Annotated in this window: 27 protein-coding genes and 1 pseudogene; 26 read left to right on the top strand and 2 right to left on the bottom strand. The window is 41.1% G+C overall.

Annotation, left to right across the window (positions count from 1 at the left end; all coding sequences use genetic code 11):
• Positions 1–40: 40 nt before the first annotated feature.
• A complete protein-coding gene (locus QNM19_RS07245; protein ID WP_049863105.1) occupies positions 41–703 on the bottom strand; it encodes a cupin domain-containing protein in 663 nt (220 codons plus the stop codon).
• 25 nt (positions 704–728) lie between these two features.
• Positions 729–1,502 carry an SDR family NAD(P)-dependent oxidoreductase gene (locus tag QNM19_RS07240; RefSeq protein ID WP_049863057.1) on the bottom strand — a complete coding sequence of 258 codons (774 nt, stop codon included), beginning with the start codon at positions 1,500–1,502 and terminating at the stop codon, positions 729–731.
• 106 nt (positions 1,503–1,608) lie between these two features.
• On the opposite strand from QNM19_RS07240, the gene QNM19_RS07235 reads away from it, so the two are divergent.
• From QNM19_RS07235 to QNM19_RS07115, 26 genes and pseudogenes are all read left to right on the top strand, one after another.
• A complete protein-coding gene (locus QNM19_RS07235) occupies positions 1,609–1,950 on the top strand; it encodes a winged helix-turn-helix transcriptional regulator (protein WP_049863058.1) in 342 nt (113 codons plus the stop codon).
• A gap of 69 nt (positions 1,951–2,019) precedes the next feature.
• Positions 2,020–2,424 (top strand): hypothetical protein, encoded by a 405-nt coding sequence (locus QNM19_RS07230; RefSeq protein ID WP_049863059.1) that lies wholly within the window; start codon positions 2,020–2,022, stop codon positions 2,422–2,424.
• Between the two features lie 92 nt (positions 2,425–2,516).
• Positions 2,517–2,804, top strand: a complete 288-nt coding sequence (locus QNM19_RS07225; RefSeq protein ID WP_049863060.1) for a hypothetical protein — start codon at positions 2,517–2,519, stop codon at positions 2,802–2,804.
• 107 nt (positions 2,805–2,911) lie between these two features.
• On the top strand, positions 2,912–3,283 hold the full coding sequence (locus QNM19_RS07220; RefSeq protein ID WP_049863061.1) for an Imm32 family immunity protein: 372 nt from the start codon (positions 2,912–2,914) through the stop codon (positions 3,281–3,283).
• Between the two features lie 111 nt (positions 3,284–3,394).
• Positions 3,395–4,069 (top strand): DUF6896 domain-containing protein, encoded by a 675-nt coding sequence (locus QNM19_RS07215; RefSeq protein WP_156202141.1) that lies wholly within the window; start codon positions 3,395–3,397, stop codon positions 4,067–4,069.
• 402 nt (positions 4,070–4,471) lie between these two features.
• Positions 4,472–4,657 (top strand): hypothetical protein, encoded by a 186-nt coding sequence (locus QNM19_RS07210; RefSeq protein ID WP_049863063.1) that lies wholly within the window; start codon positions 4,472–4,474, stop codon positions 4,655–4,657.
• Positions 4,658–4,762: 105 nt separating this feature from the next.
• Positions 4,763–5,320, top strand: coding sequence for a VOC family protein (locus QNM19_RS07205; RefSeq protein ID WP_049863064.1), 558 nt, complete (start codon positions 4,763–4,765; stop codon positions 5,318–5,320).
• A 139-nt stretch (positions 5,321–5,459) separates the two neighbouring features.
• On the top strand, positions 5,460–5,858 hold the full coding sequence (locus QNM19_RS07200; protein WP_049863065.1) for a hypothetical protein: 399 nt from the start codon (positions 5,460–5,462) through the stop codon (positions 5,856–5,858).
• Between the two features lie 83 nt (positions 5,859–5,941).
• The gene (locus QNM19_RS07195) at positions 5,942–6,451 is read left to right on the top strand and encodes a ClbS/DfsB family four-helix bundle protein (protein ID WP_049863066.1); all 510 of its coding nucleotides are present in this window, start codon (positions 5,942–5,944) and stop codon (positions 6,449–6,451) included.
• A 581-nt stretch (positions 6,452–7,032) separates the two neighbouring features.
• Positions 7,033–7,764 carry a leucine-rich repeat domain-containing protein gene (locus tag QNM19_RS07190; protein WP_049863067.1) on the top strand — a complete coding sequence of 244 codons (732 nt, stop codon included), beginning with the start codon at positions 7,033–7,035 and terminating at the stop codon, positions 7,762–7,764.
• Positions 7,765–7,877: 113 nt separating this feature from the next.
• Complete coding sequence (locus QNM19_RS07185; protein ID WP_156202142.1) at positions 7,878–8,255, top strand: hypothetical protein; 378 nt, start codon at positions 7,878–7,880, stop codon at positions 8,253–8,255.
• Positions 8,256–8,817: 562 nt separating this feature from the next.
• On the top strand, positions 8,818–9,201 hold the full coding sequence (locus tag QNM19_RS07180; protein WP_465250999.1) for a DUF6678 family protein: 384 nt from the start codon (positions 8,818–8,820) through the stop codon (positions 9,199–9,201).
• Positions 9,202–9,337: 136 nt separating this feature from the next.
• Complete coding sequence (locus QNM19_RS07175) at positions 9,338–9,835, top strand: DinB family protein (protein ID WP_284026532.1); 498 nt, start codon at positions 9,338–9,340, stop codon at positions 9,833–9,835.
• Between the two features lie 155 nt (positions 9,836–9,990).
• Positions 9,991–10,311, top strand: coding sequence for a DUF2834 domain-containing protein (locus QNM19_RS07170; protein WP_049863071.1), 321 nt, complete (start codon positions 9,991–9,993; stop codon positions 10,309–10,311).
• A 142-nt stretch (positions 10,312–10,453) separates the two neighbouring features.
• On the top strand, positions 10,454–11,056 hold the full coding sequence (locus QNM19_RS07165) for a hypothetical protein (protein ID WP_049863072.1): 603 nt from the start codon (positions 10,454–10,456) through the stop codon (positions 11,054–11,056).
• A gap of 90 nt (positions 11,057–11,146) precedes the next feature.
• On the top strand, positions 11,147–12,331 hold the full coding sequence (locus QNM19_RS07160) for a flavin monoamine oxidase family protein (protein ID WP_284026531.1): 1,185 nt from the start codon (positions 11,147–11,149) through the stop codon (positions 12,329–12,331).
• Between the two features lie 302 nt (positions 12,332–12,633).
• Positions 12,634–13,764 carry a serine hydrolase domain-containing protein gene (locus QNM19_RS07155; protein ID WP_049863073.1) on the top strand — a complete coding sequence of 377 codons (1,131 nt, stop codon included), beginning with the start codon at positions 12,634–12,636 and terminating at the stop codon, positions 13,762–13,764.
• A 110-nt stretch (positions 13,765–13,874) separates the two neighbouring features.
• Positions 13,875–14,663: an alpha/beta hydrolase gene (locus tag QNM19_RS07150; RefSeq protein ID WP_049863074.1), complete on the top strand. Its 789-nt coding sequence runs from the start codon at positions 13,875–13,877 to the stop codon at positions 14,661–14,663.
• Between the two features lie 281 nt (positions 14,664–14,944).
• The gene (locus tag QNM19_RS07145) at positions 14,945–15,265 is read left to right on the top strand and encodes a hypothetical protein (protein ID WP_049863075.1); all 321 of its coding nucleotides are present in this window, start codon (positions 14,945–14,947) and stop codon (positions 15,263–15,265) included.
• A 303-nt stretch (positions 15,266–15,568) separates the two neighbouring features.
• The gene (locus QNM19_RS07140) at positions 15,569–16,642 is read left to right on the top strand and encodes an SMP-30/gluconolactonase/LRE family protein (protein ID WP_049863076.1); all 1,074 of its coding nucleotides are present in this window, start codon (positions 15,569–15,571) and stop codon (positions 16,640–16,642) included.
• Positions 16,643–16,664: 22 nt separating this feature from the next.
• A pseudogene (locus QNM19_RS24475) lies at positions 16,665–16,991 on the top strand (DUF7684 family protein).
• Between the two features lie 482 nt (positions 16,992–17,473).
• Positions 17,474–17,764 carry a DUF1330 domain-containing protein gene (locus QNM19_RS07135; RefSeq protein WP_049863077.1) on the top strand — a complete coding sequence of 97 codons (291 nt, stop codon included), beginning with the start codon at positions 17,474–17,476 and terminating at the stop codon, positions 17,762–17,764.
• Between the two features lie 165 nt (positions 17,765–17,929).
• Positions 17,930–18,187 carry a hypothetical protein gene (locus QNM19_RS07130; RefSeq protein WP_049863078.1) on the top strand — a complete coding sequence of 86 codons (258 nt, stop codon included), beginning with the start codon at positions 17,930–17,932 and terminating at the stop codon, positions 18,185–18,187.
• A gap of 253 nt (positions 18,188–18,440) precedes the next feature.
• Positions 18,441–18,878 carry a DUF6174 domain-containing protein gene (locus tag QNM19_RS07125; RefSeq protein ID WP_049863079.1) on the top strand — a complete coding sequence of 146 codons (438 nt, stop codon included), beginning with the start codon at positions 18,441–18,443 and terminating at the stop codon, positions 18,876–18,878.
• 84 nt (positions 18,879–18,962) lie between these two features.
• Positions 18,963–19,271, top strand: coding sequence for a hypothetical protein (locus QNM19_RS07120; RefSeq protein ID WP_049863080.1), 309 nt, complete (start codon positions 18,963–18,965; stop codon positions 19,269–19,271).
• Positions 19,272–19,533: 262 nt separating this feature from the next.
• Complete coding sequence (locus QNM19_RS07115; protein WP_049863081.1) at positions 19,534–19,974, top strand: hypothetical protein; 441 nt, start codon at positions 19,534–19,536, stop codon at positions 19,972–19,974.
• The last annotated feature ends 439 nt before the right edge of the window (positions 19,975–20,413 follow it).

Raw genomic sequence — 20,413 nt, 5'->3', positions numbered from 1 at the left:
ATACCTGCAAGCGTATTAGGGCCTCATGCGAGCGTTGTATTTACAAATGACCCACCTTTACATAAATCAATGCGCCATCCTCTTTCGTAAAAGGCGTATGCTGGCTCATGTGGGGGCTACGAAGCCAGGTGCCTTTGGGATATTGGCCATGCTCATCGTAAAATGTGCCTTCTAGTACAAAGATCTCTTCCCCTCCCCAATGAGTGTGCGATTGAAATTGAGTGTGAGGTGACCATTTAACTAAGGCGACCTTCTCACCTTTAAACTCATGCAATGGCATCACCGTTAGCCCATCTACAAGCCCTTGGTGCCACGGCTGGTTTTGAGTGTCTATCATTTTTTGCTCTGTGTCGTCCTGAGCAAATTGATGTAGCTTTACCAATATAGTTGCACCTTCTTTACCTATTTTTGGTGTGTGAGATGTACCAATTGGGTTACGCACATAGCTCCCCTTTGCGTAGTTTTGATGCTCGTCCGAAAACACTCCATCAAGTACTAAGAATTCTTCTCCACCACTATGAGTGTGTGACGAAAACGTAGAGTATGGTGCGTAACGAACGATAGAGGTCGCTCGTGCAACTTCATCGCCAACGCGATCAAGCATCATGCGTTCAACGCCAGGCATCGGAGAGTCAACCCATTTATAGTCGGCGGGTTGAATGACGACACGTTGCTTGAAGTCTGCATTGATTAAAGTAGTCATATTGACCTCCAATAAAGATTGTTGCCTAATTTCTGCCAGCAATAACACCGCCGTCAACATCCCAAATCGCGCCTGTTATCCAGCTTGCACTTTCGTTCAATAGAAACATGATAGCGTTGGCAACGTCATCTGGTGTGCCAATACGACCAATGGGATGGAAACTGTCAAAACCTGCAAGGGCATCATCCACTTCTGCCGGGTCGATAAAAGTTTCGTAAATTGGCGTTTTCACTACCGCAGGTGACACAGCATTTACCCTAATGTTATGGTCGGCTAGTTCCATTGCCATATGCTGCGTTAACGCGTGTAATCCTGCTTTTGCCATGGAGTAAGCAGAAGAGGGGGTTGCTTTGATAGCCTGCTTAGCCCACATTGAACCAATATGAACAATGGAGCCACCTCCATTGTTACGCATATTTTGGGATACGGCTTGGCTTATAAAGAAGGTGGCCCGATTCAGTAGAGCATAAGCGTCATAATCCTCTGAGCCGTGTTCTAAATACGGCTTAGGGTTGAAGTAACCTGCCGAATTAACAAGGTATTGGATATGCCTTTCGTCCGAGTTTAGCGCTTGAATGACTCTGTCAACATCTTGTTGCTCATAGAGATTGGCTTGTAGTGTCTCAATACTAATGTCATTGCTCGCTATTGCGGTTAACTGAGACTTTGCCGACTCCAGCTTTTCAGCGTTGTTGCCTAAGATAATAACACTACTCCCTTGAGCGACGAGTTGTTTTGCTGTTGCAAAGCCCATTCCGCTCGAACCGCCGACGATTAATGCAATGTTTGAAGTTGTCATAGATACTCTCCGATATATGTTAAGGTACGGAGATAATTTATCGAATCACTTTAGCGTTAAAAAGTAAGTACAAATTGGTAAGGTAGGTACTTTTTGGTACATCTTTATGAAAGATAGAGAAAAAAAATATTTGAGAAAAACCGCACCGACTGAAAGTGCAAAGATGGTGGAGACTATTTATGGCTGTAAATGGTCTCTTACGGTTTATCAGCTCTTGGCCGATGGGATCAATCGACCTGGTGAAATGGTGCGCAGCATTGAAGGTTTAACCACTAAAGTTCTGAACCAGTGCCTGCGTAAAAATACGGAGTTTGGGATCCTGGAGCGAATTTCTTACAATGAGGTGCCACCGAGGGTGGAGTATAAAGTCACTGATTTCGGTGCCAAATTTATGAAAGTCCTTGATGAACTTGAAAAACTACAAGATGAAATTGAAAATAAAATATAACAAGTGCATCAATTAGGACGCTCGCGAGCCCGTGTCCAATACGCGTGCGCTATATAGCCAAGGAGGCTTATGAGAAACCTGCTAATTGGGTTAACCACTATTCTGGCTTGGGTTCCATCAACATTACTTATGATCCTTGCTCTTTTCGCTTTAGTTGGCGCAGTTGGTAATATTTTTGACTTGCCTATTGTTTTTAGCCTTAAGTGGATTGTAACCTCAGTATTTGGAATATTTGGCTACATTGCTTTAACTTCAGTAAGTTGGGGGTTAAAGCTTAAACTTAAAACTCGGTTGGTATTTCTCATTTTGGGCTTGTTGGCTCTGGTGTTTGCTTATTGGTCAGGTGTTAATTTTGGCGGTGAAATATTTGAAATTGGTAGTGGTTGGTTTGAGTTCTATTTGTTTATATGCCCAGCTATTTTCTTAATAATTCATATAGTTTTACATCTTTTTTGGGTGCGAAAGGCTATGTAACAAGCTAATAAATAAGGAGAAAGTTTTCTGTTTTCGTTCTTCAACATTTTAGCAAGCAACTTATTTCCCCTGTGGTGACGTTATATTTCATTATGAATATTAAACTTATCGAAATTGAAGACCCAATTGAGCGACATAAAAGAGGTGCTATTGAAGTAGCTATAACGACTACTTCTGGAGAAAAAAGGTGGTGTTTCTTTTTCACCCCTGAAGGTATGTCAGCATGTGGTGATTGGATAGAAGGTACGAAAGTCCGATTTCATTATGGAGCTTCGCACATGATTTTGGTCTCAGAAATATCTGAATCAATAATTAAGGCTGCGTTACGGGATATAGATAAACAAGGTAAAATAGAACTTTGTACCACTCCATACGTGTAGGCGAAATATAACAAGTTACTTCACCAGGCAGCGTAAAACTGTCATAATTTTGTGAACAAAAATTCTGCCTGGTATGAGACGCGTTATACACCTAAACAGGTATGAAGTTGTTTCGAACTATTGATGAATTGGAAATTTCAGGCTCTATTCGAGAATTAGCTGAAATTCAGCGTTCTCTTGAAAACGCCAATGATGCCTATAATCGTACATTTACGTTTGATAACTCGGGTTCACCTGAACCATATGAATTTCTAGAAGCACAGTTAAAAGTGTGTATTAGCTCTGGTGTGGCGTGTGCAACATTTAGTGATAATGAAGGAGTTAAGATTAGCGGTAATCTGGAAAGTCTTAGAGTGTTAGCATCATTTTTTAATTTCGATTTAGACGCGGTGCCAGGTGAACACAATCACTGGGACGAATTATGTGATCCTAGTTATTTTGCATTGGGAAGTTTGCCCTTGGTTGTATCGGTAGCTTAACGGCATAAGAAGGCCATAAAGTAGCGGATAAATAAAATTGGCTCGGTTCTGCTTTGCTTCACATTTTAGTCAACAATTACTTAGCCGTTTTGGGCGGCGTTAGGTGGTCGAATGCCTGATCCTATTCGTAGATATTACATATCATCTTTTTTCCTGCCATCGGTTGAAAAACTCATAAGATTAGTAGAGCGAGAGAGACATTTAGTACTGGCATTTCCCTCCTGGATGTCCCATTCAAAAAGGGATAAATTGATAGTCAGATTAAGGTGTGAATTACCTGAGAATTACAGTGTTTTTGCTGCCGGAAGCCGAAAGTACTGGAGTTACGTAACAATAATGCAGGTCATCTCCAGAACGGAAATTTATCGAATAACTCCAGAGGTTAAGCATGCAGCTAGCGAGTTTAGAAAGCAATCAGAGTGGTTAGCAAGAAAAATCACCGAATTGAATGACATTCCGTTAACTGAATTGTGGGATAAGTCTGACGAAATAGAGATCTTTCCTGATGGCTGGCGGTGTTATCATCATGGTGCGCATTTTTTTTGCGAAAATATCGATTCTGGTCAGGTTATTGAGGTACCAATCTGGTATGGCGAGGAGTTTGGTGTACTTGACCCATATTTCTTTGCTGAGTTTATTGATACAACACAGTCATTAAGTATGCCCGAGGGTATAATTGACTGGTACCATGATATGTCTCGGGTTATGGATGTCATGGTGGAAATGGGTTTGTTTAAAAAAATAACGGGCACTAAATTTGGTGTAATCGGTATTGTCATCACCTAAGCACGCCATCAAATGCGACGTGCCTTATGGCAACGTTATACGTAATCGCAGGCTCTGCACTTGTGACAACTAAAACGTTAATTCCTTATAGCAAGTCAATTACGTGCGAGGCTGCCAAAGCTGGGCCTGGTTCGTGCCTCATCAATTGTAGCGGAGCTTTAATAGCCTGCTGTGCGGGCTTTCGCTTCCAGGCGTTAAGATGCAAAAACAGTGGAATCCACAAAGTAAATAAATTTGAGCATGGGATTTTGGTCCGGACTCATCTTGACCAATTCAAGGTTTTGGTTTGTCTGTAGCTGAACTTCACTTTGCAGATTTAATTATTGAGTTATTCTGTGACGTAAGTTGCCCTAAAAATATTTCTTCTTAAGCTGTGCTGACATCATTGTTGGTGATGCTGTGATGACAGAGTATGAAACCTGCTCAAAGGCAGGAGTTGAACAGTTTTTGCAACAAATTAAAGCAACTAACAATGAGCGGCTATTAACCTTATATAAACTTGGTACAAAGTTAGTTGCTACACCTTCTTCGTTTGATTATGATTTTTGGTGTGGAAAAGGTTGCTTAGCTCAATATAAAGTAAGCTAACAAGTTACTCAAAAGGGCGCAAAATGCTTGGCTTGTGCTCCTTTATCGTTAATCTTAGCCAGGCATGTATGCGCATATTAGTAAGGCGTTAGGATAAGGGTGGAAATGGAAACTAAGGATAAAATTGTTTTTCCAAACATGCAGTTGAGTCATATTGAATTATACGTTCAAGACTTAACAAAGATGGAAAACTTTTATACGAGTAAATTAGGCTTTGTTGTCACTGATAGGGGTGAAGGTCAAAATGGTATGGTTTTTTTAAGCCGTAGCTTGGAAGAGCACCATCAAATTGTTCTAAGTCCAGTGCAATCGCGCAGGAGTGTTGAAAGTCCAGTAGATCATATTTCTTTTAGAGTGAAAGGTATTGATGAGTTGAAGCGTTTCAATTCATCATTAAAGTCAATTTCAGGAATCAGTGTACAAACCGTATCTCACGGCACTACGTGGTCCATATATTTTCGTGATCCTGAAAACAATAGATTTGAGATTTTCACAGATACACCATGGCATGTTAATCAACCTTGTAAGTTTGCTGTAAACTTAGAATTATCTGAAAAAGAGCTGATTAAATTCACAGAGAATGAGATCAGAAATATGCAAGGTTTTTCCCAAAAAAGTGAATGGAAAATAGTGCATAAAAATAGTTTAGGTACGCTTGATTAGCGATATCCTAACAATGCTTTTAAGGGTGAGTCCCAATGCTTGGCATTTTCAGTTCAAAGCTGGGGCTCGTATTTGTCATGGTATGGCTTAGCTTTGGTGGTAACGTTGCTTACATCTTAATGCAGCGTTAGAAGGCATTATGGAAATATCGCGTAATTTTAATCAGCTCAGTTTTCACGATGCTTCCATCGGATCTGTTAAAAGGAATATCGACAGAGTACAAGTATCGTTTGATTGCGTTATGGTAGCTCCTGAGCACCCAGACGCTTGTGGGAAAGTTATCGAGTTGAGAAATGCAACGGTTACTTTCCTCAATGTTAAGTCAGAGCGGGCTTTAATTTGGTATGACGATCAATCGCCTATTGTTCATCCATACCCAGAAGCTCCGGTTAATGAAGTTATGCATGGCACCCGCAAAGAAGATTGTTTCCATTTTGACGGGTTTTGGCAGCCTGATGATTGGTCAGAGTGGTACATTTATACAGATAATTTTGTCGTAACTGGTAGGTCTGTGGCATTCACTCGTGCGGCCATCTAACAAGTCAATCAACTACGTGCCTTCAGCGCCAGACGCAGCGAAGCTTGGCCCGTTATTGAAGCCTAATGTGGCCGGAGGTCAAAATGTCTTCTGTACCAAGAAATAAGGACGAACTTGAGCTAGCCATAAACTCGATATTTCCGAAACTGATGGCTGACTATCGTTTAACTCCAGAAAGTAACGCTCGTAAATCAGGCGTAGAGGGAAACATTAAAGGCACACTCATCAGCGTCAGTGATACGGTGGCTTATTTGATTGGTTGGGGGAAGCTCGTACTTAAATGGTATCGCTTGAAATCTCAAAATCAACACGTAGATTTTCCGGAAACAGGCTACAAATGGAATCAATTGGGCTTGCTCGCTGACAGCTTCCATGATGAGTATCGTAACTGGAAATACGATGATTTACTGATTGAGCTTGAGTCTACGGTTAATGAAATACTTTTACTTATTTCAAGCTTAAGTGACCATGAGTTGTATGGAGTTGCCTGGTATGAGCAATGGACTTTGGGGCGCATGATTCAGTTTAATACGTCGTCACCTATGAAAAATGTGCGTACAAAAGTTAGACGCTTCAATCGAGAATTCACATAACAAAGCTTTGATGCAGAGCCCCAATGTTCATTACTTTTGGTTTGAATCGACGTTAGTGATCACGGCACAATAGCTTAGTTAAGGCGGTGGCGTCGCTCATGACTTAACGCGGCAGTGGGGGAGTCACTCATAATTGAGTCCTTTTCAGGTCTCGAAAGTTTTCTTCTATTTGCATGCGCTTAGCACCACAAGACAGGCGCGCATTTAAGCGTTAAATAGCAAGCCGGTTGTTATGCATGGCGGTATTGCAATGTAAGTGAACCACACGCTTTATATTGTGTTTGGCAGTGACAGGCCCTTTAATTTCCCGGCCAAGCTCAATAAGAGAAAGTTGATTGTTATCGCGCGAAGTTTCGGTTGCCAGTATTAGTGAATCAAGACACAGGACCATGCATTTGAGGGCAGTTTTTTCTGAGCATATCGTGTAGGGTAGTGATGTCACGCTTGGTGATATTATCTGGTTAGCTTTGGGCGAAATAAATTTGTTCAAAGAGTAGCGCGAGCATCCATCACATTGATTTAACTATGAATGCCTGGGGGATCCTCAGAGCACGGCGTTATGTTTTCAGGAGAATACGCACTTGTCTATTAATTGGAATGAAGCTGACTATTCAGGTTATGAATGGGTGTTAGATAAGCCAGAAGAGCAGTTTTATATTGAAGAAGGCTTTGATAAAGACAGGCTTATATTGTGCGGTCCTTCTAATCAGTTAGGTCTAAGTGCATATCAAGAAAAGAAAGTGCGAGATGGTTGGGCTAAAATATTACCAACCTTAGAGTGTGTTGAAATGTTATGGGTAGCGCCAAAAGTTAATCAAAACCTTTTTGATGCCATTTGTGACATGCCTAATTTGAGAGGCCTTTCGATAAAACACTCTAGTATAAAGAGCATCAATTTTAAAAGGCTATCTAACTTAGTGTACTTCAACTTGGGAAGCTCTACTCAGTTAGGTACTTTAAATGGGATTGAGCAACTAACTAATCTTAAGTGGCTGGAATTTGAGAATATAAAAAATATTTCAGATATCCGGGAGCTCGCTCAATTAATAAACCTAAAGGTTCTTAGCTTAAACGGAAGTACGTGGACAGCTCAAAAGTTAGATACGCTATCTCCTATCAGGAGTTTAAAAAATTTAGAACGTCTACGCCTTGTAAATACAAGAGTGCTTGATAAAAGTCTTGAGCCATTGCATAACTTACCCAATCTGAAAAGTGTTGACTTAGCCCAGTGGTGGCCTGATGAACAAGTGATTGCGTTGCAGCAAGCTAATTCCAGGCTACTTAAGAACTGGAAGGAGTGGCGAGATTGGTAGCTAAGAAAACATAAAAAAACGCATCAAAAATGACGCCAAACGCTTGGCTGGTGCTCATTCTTCGCTAGTTTTAGCCAAGTATTCTCCGTATTTTATTTGGGCGTAATATGCATATGAGAACTCTGATTTTTTTACAGCTCTTGTGTTTTTTTAACTTAGCTCATGCAGAATGCACTAAAGAACAGAATCAGCTAAAAATTCAAATAGATGTCATTGGAAGTATTTCTGATCGTTTATATAAAAATGACAATCACCCCCAGATGAATAGAGTCGTTGTGTCAGCTCCTGTAGAAGTTGAAGGCTTTAAAATTCAACGCATGGATTTAACAAAAGGAGAAGTTACTGAATTTTGGTTTCCAATCTCCTACGAAGTTAATAATAATAACGCAGAAACAGTATTGCAGGGATACCCATCAAATCTAGAAAACTTAGAAATGGCAATTACCTATTCAAACGATCGTTGTACAAGAGTAATACAAAAACGACTGTAAGTGTGTAAGACTGTTAGCATTTGGTTCGGTTCCGCTTCATTTCACATTTTAGGCAAACATTATCAGTCCCTTAATAAGGCGCTGGGGGAACCCCTCACAATTGAGGCCTCCCAAGTTGACGTATCAAGCGCACGTATTCATGTATAGCCTGGCACGGTTGCTTTCCTGTCATAACACAATCACTTCGTCGCCTAACCTCTTTGCCAAGTCGACAGTCGATAGGATTGCATTATCTCTGATGGTATTTGCCTTAAACTTTTGTTGCCAATTTGAGTGTTTAGCATACAGGCCGACTATAACTCCTCCATAAACTGAAACAGTTCTTGATTTGCAACCTAAGGTGTAAATATTCGCGGTGTCATTTCTGCATTCAAACGCACCTGACGGTTTGCGTACACGCAAGCCTGCAAAACATCTTTTGCTAAATCAACATCGTTCACTGTAGTATTGTTCATAACCGTATGACTCCAATCATAAAAGCTGGCAAGTGATAAGCATCGCAGGAAGGCGGGAGTCTTGCCATCTGTTAGGGCCTGTGGAGAATTAAGTACTAGAAAAGGAAATAGCCAAGTATTCGTATTCTTGTATGTCTAATGCTAAGTGGAGACAGCTTTTTAGCGTGGTCAACGAATCCAACTTAACGCTGGCACATTGTGTCTGGAAACTCATCGGTGGGGATGAGCCTAAACATGGTTTCGTGCCCGGCTACGATTCTCTCGGAGAAAATTATGTCGGTGATTGTGGCGCATTAAATCGGCCATTTGAATATAAGGTCATTGAGTGGTTATTGATTCCTTATAAAATTGGTTTTTGTCGCAACGAACCCGCTCCTATACAGTGCAAAACTCAAGAACTTTCGCATGTAATTGAGCTGCTAAACTCCTTGGGGCAATTTGAACTAGAAACAAACGAAAATGGCATCAAGATATATGGCTACAAGCCATAACACTTGCATCTTGTGGACAGTCACGAGATTCGGCCTTTAGTACTGGCTGCGTCACTGTTGCATAAATGTCACGCACCGTTTCTGCGCGCAAATACTGGCGTTAGGTAACTCTTAAACGAATAACAATGGAGAAAGAATGGACTTTTCTAAGGCGTTTCAATATAAAAAGTGGGCAAATAATGAATTGCTTGATATTGGTGAACAACAGTTCTCAAGACTTCCGGAAAGTGATGCTACCTTTTTCGTTAGAATCTTAAACCATACAACAGTCGTTGATAGCCTCTTCATCAGTCGAATATTGGGCGAGCCTGAAAAATATAATGGTGACAATACCATTGAGACTCCAACAATATCGGAGCTACGAGATACAATGAATCAAAATGACTCATGGTTAGTGCAGTATGCGGGAGAGGCATCCAGGGAAGATCTAGAAAAAGTAGTTTCATTTAAGTTTGTTGATGGTGATACAGGGCAGATGTTAATCGAAGAGATATTGCTCCATTTGTTGACTCATGGCAGTAACCACCGCGGAATGGCATCCAGGGTACTGGCAGAAAATAATCTAGAGCGTCCCAAAGACACATTTACACGTTATCTTCACCAGGTAGAGCCTTTAAGAAGAGTCGGGGGTTAGCACCTGACAAGCGTTTAAGAGGGGCTTGGTAGGCATGGTATTTTAATTCACGTCGAGTTTAGTATTTAAGCAGCACTGCGAGAAGCTTTTGTATTGCGTGCCAGCCCCCTTAATGTGGCGTTAGGGCTTTTACAAAAAATTGCAAGGATGGTGAAATGGTCAGGTTTTATCTCGTTCTTACTTTGTTAGGTATATTATTGCCTTATGGAGCCTTAGTTCCCTGGCTCGTTGCCAATGGATTAGATATTGGCCTTTTGTTCACTGAAGCGGTGGCAAACCCTATTAGTATCATGGCCTGGCTTGATGTTTTAGTTGCTGCGATTGCTCTGATAGGCTTTATCTTAGTGGACGGGGGGAAACATAAAGTGAAGTATCGATATTTTGCCGTCTTGGGGACCTTGTCGGTTGGAGTATCGTTTGGACTCCCAATGTATCTTTACTTTAAAGAAAAACAGTCCATTCAACCACAGTTCTAACAAACGGACCGAGCATTCGGACGTAAAAAGCCAGACTGCGCTTCTTTGTCGCTAAGTTTAGCCTAGCATTTTCAGCCTCTTAGGCGGGCGTTATACGCTTACATATATTTGAGTAAGTTAATACAAGGACATAATAACCACGATGAAATATTTGATTTTTGCTCTATTAACCTTTGCTTCCGTGCCCTGTTTTTCACTGAGTGAAGGCGATCGTCTGGAGATCTCCAGAGCCAGTGAAGGGGCACCATCCCATGTTACTAAAGATGCTACTTTTCTGAAGTTTAGAGATGGACAATTTATTCCTATAAAAAAAGGAAAAAACAATTTTACTTGTGCTGTAGTACACGATCCGAATGGAAGATATGAACCGTCTTGCTTTAATGAACAAGCCAGGAGAACAGTTCTGCCTGCATATGAACTACATATGAAGTCATTGTATGAGGGGAAGTCTTATGATGAAACATACAAAATAGTTGAAGAGGCTTTTCGAGCTGGTAAGTTGCCAACTGCCGAAACTGCTGCTTTAGTCTATATGATGTCTCCAAATAATAAAATGTTTTACAACGGCAAGTTATATCCTACCCCTGTGCACCATATGTACTTTTATCCAAAACTAAAAAGTGACGTTTTTTCTTTGGGAGAAGGGTCTGTTTCTCTTTGGCAGGGATTTCCACATTTATCAGCCGTGATAGTAACGATAGATAAGCCTGAAGATCATAACTCAGCAAACCATGGGACGGATTAAGTGCGCCCCTGTTTGCGATGGGTCTAATGAAACGCAATTCCTTTGTGAGAACATCAATTTTGCCATTAGCATCTAAAGCGGAGGAGTGAGGTGGATCGAAGAGAGTTTATTAAAATGTGTGGGTTACTAGGGATATCAGTACCACTTACTTCATGTAAGAGCGACAGTGGTTCTCTCGCTACGTCGTCAGACTTTTCTGGGTCTGTGCTCATTATTGGTGCAGGTGCGGCTGGGCTGGCTGCTGGATATCTGCTTAATCAGAGCGGCATAAGCTTCCAGATGCTGGAGGCATCCTCCACATATGGTGGCAGGATGAAACGCACGACCACATTTGCCGATTTTCCCATCCCGCTGGGGGCGGAATGGTTACATGCCTCAAAAAACGAATTAACGAAGGTATTAAAGGCATCGTCATGGGAAAACTCTATTGAGCTTCAAGGTTATGAAGGGCAGGACCAAGTTGGGTATTTTGAAAATGGCGCGCTAAACCTTTCGCCAATTTTTGACGAATTTGGCAGTGATTTTGAAGATAAAAAATTTATAAACGCCACCTGGTTTGATTTTTTTGACGAGTATGTTGCCCCGGGCATCCAGTCACAGATAACTTTTAACGCTCAGGTAGTGTCAATTGACTATAGCGGAGATAAAGTTATTGTCACCGACCATAATGGATTGCTTTACAAAGTCGACAAAGTCATTGTCACGGTGCCGCTGAAAATACTACAAAATGAGGTTATTAGCTTCAGCCCGTCCCTGCCACATAGCAAACTGAATGCTATCCGGGAGGCTCCGGTTTGGGGGGGGATTAAAGTGTTTATACGCTTCGCTGAAAGATTTTATCCGACTTATTTGACCTTTCCGGATAGTGAAACAAGTGCTGGTCAACGTGCCTATTTTGATGCCGCATACGGCCAGGATACATCACTCAATGTACTGGGGCTTTTCGCCGTGGGTGAGCAAGCCAGGCAGTATCAATTGGTTTCGCAACAAGCGCAACTCGACTACATTCTTGACGAGTTAAATCAAGTTTTCGATGGTAAAGCCTCCCAAAACTATATAAATCATGTGGTGCAGAATTGGGATGATGAGCCATATATTCAATCGGCATACCTGGCAGATATAGCACCGTCGAGTATTTCGAGTGTTCTTTCCAGTACTATCGATCATAAATTGTATTTTGCGGGAGACTCGTACACGCAAGAAGAGGATTGGGGCGCAGTACACAACGCAACTCAAAGCGCCAGGCGTGTTGTAGAGGAAATTTTGAAGACCTAGGCTCTTGATGAAAAGGCTGCCTTTTCATCAAGAAACAGATAACAATTACATGCATGTTTACAGCAATAAGCACCACTCATTTCTCGCTCGGTTTTTTCTGCCAGAGATATGACGTGTTGTGTGTCATTTATGAATGAACGAGCAACTGAAATAAACTTTAAGAAGAAAAGCAAACAGCGCGTGAGTGGCTCGAGCTTACAGAAGAGGATGTAAGTGCTCTTATATGAGAGGTAAGTGCACTCATCGGACAAATTTCGCAGCAAGCGCTATATTGCTTCCACATTTTAACCGCAGGAGTTATTGTGAACCGATTTATAACCCAAACCCTACCATTGATATTGGTTGTTTCATTAATGACCGTTTTGGCTTCTTGTAAAAGCTATGATGCAATTAATTTTGAATCAAATACGAAAGCTGAACTCATAGACCTTATTGATGGAAACATTGGGCAGGTGGTTTCAATTTCTGTTGTAGATGCAGAAAATACATACCAATATCACTTAGGGACGTTAAGTAATGGAGAGGCACCTGATAATCAGACAATATATGAAATTGCCTCTATAACCAAAACCTATACCGGTTTAATTGTTGCCAAAGCCATTCTAGACGGGAAAGTTGAGCTTGATAAAGATATTCGCCATTACCTAAAAAATAATGAATACAAAAACTTAGAACTGTCCAATCAATATATAACTTTACGACATCTTATGACTCATACCAGTGGCCTCCCGCAGGATTTTGCTTACAGCAGTGAAGATAAAGCGAAAGGCGTTGCTGTTGCTTTTGAAAAAATGTCAAAATATTCCAGAGATAATTATTTCGATGATCTTAAAAAAGTCAAACTGAACTCGATTCCTGGCGAGGACTATTTATATTCAAGCGTCGGTACTAATTTAGCAGGGTATATTCTGGAATCTGTTTATCAAAAACCTTTTGCTTTACTGGTTTCTGAATTTATTACAACCAAGTCTGGAGAGAAGCACACGAAATTCCGAGGTACTAACTTTAAGCCCGGAGAAATTACAGTAGGGACAAGAAATGGCAATCGAGTGCCTTTGTCTAGTGCATATAGTTTTGCTGGAGGAGGGTTAACTACAAGCGTAGAGTCTGTCACGCATTATATGAAACATCAACTATCGTCAGAGCCTGAGGTGGCTATATCTCATCAACTTTTGGATGAAAGTTGGACTGGCCATGGTATGGCATTCTCTTGGTACACAGATAACTATGATTCAGGTGAACAAAAATTATACCATAGCGGCGGTTCAATGGGTACATCAAGCTGGCTAGCCATTTATCCGAAGAAAAACATGGGTATCTTCATCGTAACAAATGTAGCTGGTGGAAATACTCAACCAAAGTTAGAAGCTATTGCTGATAAGATTTTTGACTTTTTAATAGCCTATAACAAAGCCTTAAAGTCGAATTCGTAATAGTTAGATCGGCTTCGGCTTGTTGCACCTATCAGCCAATAACTACTAAAAGTTAAAGGCGGACGTTGTTTGCCGTTAGCAACACTAAATCATAAAAGGAAATTTGCATTTTGAAAATTTGTATCGCAGTACTTCTATTTTTTATTTCGACTTTGGTTGATGCTTCGAACTTCACAGCCGTGCAATTACCTAGTTCAAAATACTTAGTCGAAACACCAGATATTACCGTAGCGCTGCCTTCATCGTATGCGACAAATTCAACAAAGAGATATCCAGTTCTTTATGTGCTTGATGGTGAGCTAGTAAAAGGGATGCTTCATAGATTACATCTTTCAAACGGGTCATACGAACATATTATTGTTGGAATAACCAGTAACAACCGTCTTAAAGATTTTGCACCAACGGTGAACAGGGATCCTCGGGGACCAGTTGGCGAAGGTGGAGGCGGGGATCACTTTTTAGATTTTATGGAAGAAGAGCTGCTTCCAAAGGTAACTAACGATTATCGCACTAGTAATTTTAATGTGTTAGCGGGTCATTCTATAGCTGGTTTATTGGTTATTCATAGTTTTCAGTCTCGGCCCAAACTTTTTCAAAGTCATTTAGCGTTTAGCCCGGCTGTTTGGTGGGGAGCCCGGGAAACATCTGAAGCGACAAAGAAATACTTCAAATCCAAAAAAACGATTCAAAACTATCTCTATATGGGTATAGGGGATGAAGGTGGGGAGATGCGCGAAGTTTATGATTCCCTGACGCAAACCATTATGAGGAATCGTCATTTAGACTTAAAATTGCAATTAGATGAATTTGATAATGATTCGCATGATTTCACAATGGCCGTCGGGCTTTATAATGCCTTAAGGGGCCTGTTTCAGTATCAACAGCAACAGGGCATATAACAAGTGCAGCTAAAGCGGACGCATACTTACTACAAGCGTTAGTGCGGAATTACTCAGATGACATTCATTTCTAAGAATATTGTTGCTTTACTAGCTATCCCCATTTGCATTCTGATTTTCCAGGGGATGGTGCTTTCAACACTCCATGTGAGAGCGTTACGTCTACCATTTTTCTGGTGTAATATGATGTAATGGTCTGCCCAAGTCTTGGATTGTAGATTGATAACTTCATTATCAAACTAACCAACCTTCATTATGGTTGGGTATCAAGGAAAAATCTCATGAGTAAAAGTCTAAATTGTGCAGTAAGTCAAAATGGTATCTTTATGGGTAATGTGTGTGCGGGTGGTCCGGCTCCTAGCTATAATAATGGCGCTATTATTTTTTTGCTACCCGAAGACAAGACTAATTATAACAGTATACAAGTGGTGTTCGTTGCTGATGATGCGCCAGTGCCAGAAGTAGAAGCCGATAATGGTGAAATTGTTGCCTATTTTAAATATGAACTTCTTGAGCAGATGATTCAAATTGTTCAATCCTCGCCTTGTGTTAATTTTGATGCACGTGGTTTTTCGTTATATAGCACAACGCTACTCAACTAACCTTCCAATTTGCTTGCTCGAGACGAGGAAGAACAAAGATAGCGGAGATATAGCGCAAGTTATATCTCGTTTTTGGCTTCTCACAATTTAGGTTTCTCAAGCCTGTTCATGTTTCCGTGTTAACAAGAGCCAAATTCATTTTTGCGAACGTTTCTTCACTACCCAATGCAGCTCACATAAAAATGCATCACAAATTATTACAATACTTTTAGTTACTTAAAAATGACTATTGGCTATTTTGGCCTATCTACATATCAATATTTTTTACTTTCTTGAACCGACAAATTAATAAAGGGAAGTTGAATGCTAAAAAAGTGCTTAATAGGTATCGCAGTTCTGATCTTACCGCCGGCTGTTTTTGTCATGGATACCGTTATTGATAGCGGAGCTTATAAAACCATTGAACCGCACTTTGCAGGTACCTGCACGACAGTAGAAGGTGTGGTAGGAGCTGAGGATATAACGATAGACCCAACAAATGGCTTGGCTTTTGTCTCTGCACACGACAGGCGTAATTGGACTAAAGGTGGTGGCATATATACTTATCAAACAGGCTCTTATTCAAAGCCAATGCTTATGTCTCACGATCTTGGCGACACTTTTTACCCGCATGGGGTTTCTTTGTGGAAGAACCCTCATGGAGCTGACAGGCTTTTTGTCGTGAATCACCCCCCATCAGCTCCCGGCAGTGAGCAGCGCTCTGATAGTGAAGTAATCATTTTTGATATTATCGATGGGGCGCTCAAACGTGCAAAAACACTTAAAACAGATTTACCGTATAGCCTAAATGATGTTGCGGCAATTAACAGTGACAGTTTTTATGCAACCATAGACAGAGGCAGCCTCACTCGTTTTGGTCGCCTCTTGGAATCCTTCGGCCGTCTGGCGCGCGGTGGAATAGCATATGGAAGTAACGGTAGTATTACTAAATTAACTGGTGATCTTATCTACCCAAACGGTATTCAAGTCAGCCGTGATTCGTCAAAAGTGTATGTTTCTGAGTCCACTGGTGAGAGGCTGTTAACCTATGCGCGAGATAAGCAAACAGGAACGTTGCAACTCATTGACGAAATGACAATTGATAGCGGGCTAGACAACCTTGAGTGGGATTCTGAGGGTAACTTGTGGGTTGCAGGCCACCCACAAATGCTCAAGTATCTGGAGCACAGTAAAAATCATGCAAACCTCTCTGCGTCACAAGTACTTCGGATAAATGTAAACGAGGGTATGTCAGTGGATGAAATATACCTGAATAAAGGCGAGGCTATCTCTGGTTCAAGTGTTGGTGCGCCTTATGAAGACCACCTGTTGATCGGCAGTGTTTATGAACCATTCATACTTGACTGTACATTGGGTCAAAGCGTGAAAGCGCAATAATATGGGTCTAGCCCTTTGAAAAGTGTTGTTCGTCATTGAGAGGGAAGTTAGCAGTGCAAGACAACAAACTATAAGCAAATGGCTGGTGGACTCAGGGTGTCTTTACATGATGTCCTGGAGAAAGGATTGCGGTTCATGGGATACCTCTGTAGACATGGCAAACCTTCAGCGGTTCAAGTTCAACGACGTGTCATAAAAGTCGTTCGTATTCACTACCTGGCATTAAGATGAGAGCCAGGAAGACGTTTTTTGGTTTTCCCGGAATTGTGCATTTCACTCTTTAGTTGAACTGAAAAATACAGTCGTTTTACATCTTTCGCCAAACAATAATGAAGATGTAATTCGGTAACAATACTATGGCGTTTAACGGATACACTGAAGCAGGCGCATTGCGCGTCGCCGAGTGGGTATACCGCATCTGAACGCGCCTAGTGTTTAGCTGGTGTTTTATGTAGGTGTAAGTACCGAAGGAAATATGTGAATGAGTCTACCTATACAGCCACTATCGATCTAGAAGAATCGAATGCGGAATTAACTGGTTACAGCCCTGCTGACGTGTGCAGGAAATAAAAAAAGTTACTCGAAAGGTACAGAACTTTATTTCTCTGTAGAGAGAGTTTTGTATCGATATGAGCCTGGAGACAATACTCATTGCAAATAGTCAGTCATTGCAATGAGTTTGGATTAGTCACAAAGCACGTCAGGTGAATGATTAAGTGCAGCATTTTGGTATGAGGCTAGACGAGCTTTATCATCTCAGTGTGAACACTTTATTGCAGGCGTTAGATCCATCGATATTTCATTGTTAATCTATATAAAGGAGTACTTATTTTGAAAGGATATTTAATACTAGACTTTTCTATCACCGACTTTCCTCGTTTTAAAAAATATATTAAAGAAATCCCCGAATTTATTAAAAAGCATGGGGGAAGGTATGTTGTCCAGGGTGTTGAGCCCGAGGTCATGGAAGGGGACTGGCACCCAGAAAGAGTTGTTGTACTGGAGTTCCCAAGCAAGGATATCGCTAAGGGGTTTTTAGCTGATCCAGAGGCACAACCTTTGTTTGCGATACGCCATAGCACAACTAAGAGTAAGTTGATCTTAGTTGAAGGTTGCTTTTAAGAGTGCAGAGTAGCTAGTAACAAGATAACCTAGGCCTTTGAAGCAAAAGGGCTTTAGAATCAGAGCTTCTAGTAATGCAATGCTAAACTTTTTCTGGAGCCCGGACGACATCCCGATTTTTGTGTGAAAGTGTTGTACTGCACATTGTCTATAGGACTTTGAAGCATGGAAGGAAATAGCGCCTTTTTTATCATTTATTCTGTTTCTCAAGCGGTTGAGGCTTTGATTGGTATAGTAAGTACCATAGTAGTCAGTATTGCTGCGTATAAATTCAGTCAGGTTAAAGGGTTACCCTGGGGGAATGTTCTATTTTACTCGATATTAGGGTTTGTTGCTGTTTCAATTGCACAGTGGGTAACAATTGACATTCTGATGGAGTCGGCGGCAGATAGTGAGATATTAGTCGACAGTGTTTTTTCATGATATTGAGTATTCCAGTCTTGTTCGCTTGTTTAGCCCTTTATAAGATAGCTAGCCACATTTGTGATGATGTGTAGCTACGCCTAGTAAAAACTGGGTAAACCATGTCGTGCTTTCTTCTGTTGGTTCTATATGTTTTGGGGATAATTAATCCTGCGTGGGATGGTTCTCAGTGTGCTGAAGGCAAGGTTTTTTCACTCCTGGATATTATAACTATTTGGAATTAATTTCCCTGATGAATAGTTAGAGAGCAATAATGGTAATTTTTAGTTCAAAAAGTGCATATTCCACAATTTTTACACTGAGCATGTCAATTTTACTGGTTATCTCATTTTGGGGCGTTATGCATTGGGTTAACAATGCTGAAACAATTGAAAGAGTAGAAAGACAGAACATACAATGGAAAGGCTTTGAATTAACGGAATACGCATTTATTGCGACTGATGCCTGCATGTTTTTGGACTATAGCAAAGTGCAAGTGGTTGAAGGAAAACCTCAATTATTAGAAGGGAAGCAGAAGGTGACTATTGAAGGGCGCTTCGATTTGGCAAAAGAGGCAATTCTGAATGCAGATGCCTTGCGAATTGAATACCATCCATTATATGGCTTTCCACTGAACATTGAGGTTGACTGGGATGATCAGGTTGTTGATGATGAATGTAGTTATTCAATTAAGGACTTTAAGGTGCCCTAACAAGGCTTGTCAGCTTCATTGCTTTGTTTACTAGCTCCCCTGATTTGACTGCGTTTGGAGATGGCGCATAAAAGGAAATGAACTATGGAACAGTTAAAAGTTGTTTTAGCCCTTATGGGCTTTTCTACCGGAACCTGTTTGATTTTGGGTGTGTTGACCGGCCACTTTCATTGGACCTGCTTACTAGGCGGTGGTTTTTTGTATTTTATATCATATGTGCTCTGGCCAAGTAAAAAACGCGGGAAACGAGAGACAGAAAGCGCAACAATGGATGTTCTTGAAGAGATTATTGAGTTTCCAATCGATGTAATAAGTTGGTTTTTGCGAGGTCTGGGTCGTTTATTTCGTTATATGCTCAGTAATAAAGGCGATGGTGGCGACATAGATTTTTAACACTCACACTGGGGTGAGAGTTAATCAATTGCACAGAGAGTTCGTATCTAGTTTACGAGCCCGAGCTGAAAAGCTTTTTTGATGGTGTTGTATCCGGTATCAGGTGCTTTTATGGTTGCGAAGTAATGAACGCATACTGGTTAAATGTTGGACAAACACTGTTTCTCAACTCTGCTTCAGACCTACCTAACATGACAATCTCATAGTTGGCTCAAATTTTGATACATACAGATAGGTATCAGAAATGTATCAAGGAATTACCATGTTAATGTACAAAACGGCCGGTACAGGCCCATTGGCTGCCGAAAACAAAGTCGACACTGGCAGTAAATTGCCGGGGAGTGGAAATACAGACTCTGGCTTCAGTCAGGAGCTTGCTTTGGAAATGCCCGAGCCTCAACCCTCTGAGGTTAGTTTGCAATATCAGCGAAAAGAGTTGCAGACGACGATCCGCAACGATAACTTTTTGGGTGAGATGCAAGAGGCCATTATAATGCAGCGCCTGGGTGTCAATCTTGAAAAGATCAAACAGTTGCAAGAGAAGCTGGATGAGCTTGAGGATCTATTTGAGGCTGGCTATTTATCAGAAAAAGACTTTAATGAAAAAGCGTCAGTGATAGAAGAAATGATCGCGCAAGAGTATCAAAAAGGCCTGGAACGGGCACAGGAGAACGGGCAAAAGCAAGAGCACGTCATTGACTGACTTTTAAGCAAGCTTGCCAGATAGTTAAGTAGCTTTTAGTTTGCGGTGCTCAAACTTGGGTAGTGCAGGTTAACCCGTATTACATAGCATGGTAATTAAGAAAGGTAGAGAAAGTAGCTGCCAGCCAAAGTATCCAGTGAACAACGCTAGCCTAGCTTCTTGTTTGGCTAGTTATGACATGGTAATTAACGTCCCGTAACTGTTTAATTTATCTAAAAATGCTGACATGAACCAAAGAAAGCGCTCCCGATAGTCTCCCCTGAATTTTCGATCTCCTTGTCTTGTCGTTGGGGCTCTTGGTATTGCTCAACAGGAATGTTCAAATATTCGCAGCAATTGATGGAGCTAGTGCGTCGGCAGGTAAATTATATTTTAGGAATACAATGACCGCTCACTCAGAATAGCCTGCTTAGTTAAAACCGCTACAGGGATGATAGCT

Source organism: Pseudoalteromonas ardens, from assembly GCF_030125445.1.
Classification (GTDB): domain Bacteria; phylum Pseudomonadota; class Gammaproteobacteria; order Enterobacterales; family Alteromonadaceae; genus Pseudoalteromonas; species Pseudoalteromonas ardens.
This window is presented reverse-complemented; position numbering and strand designations above follow the sequence as displayed.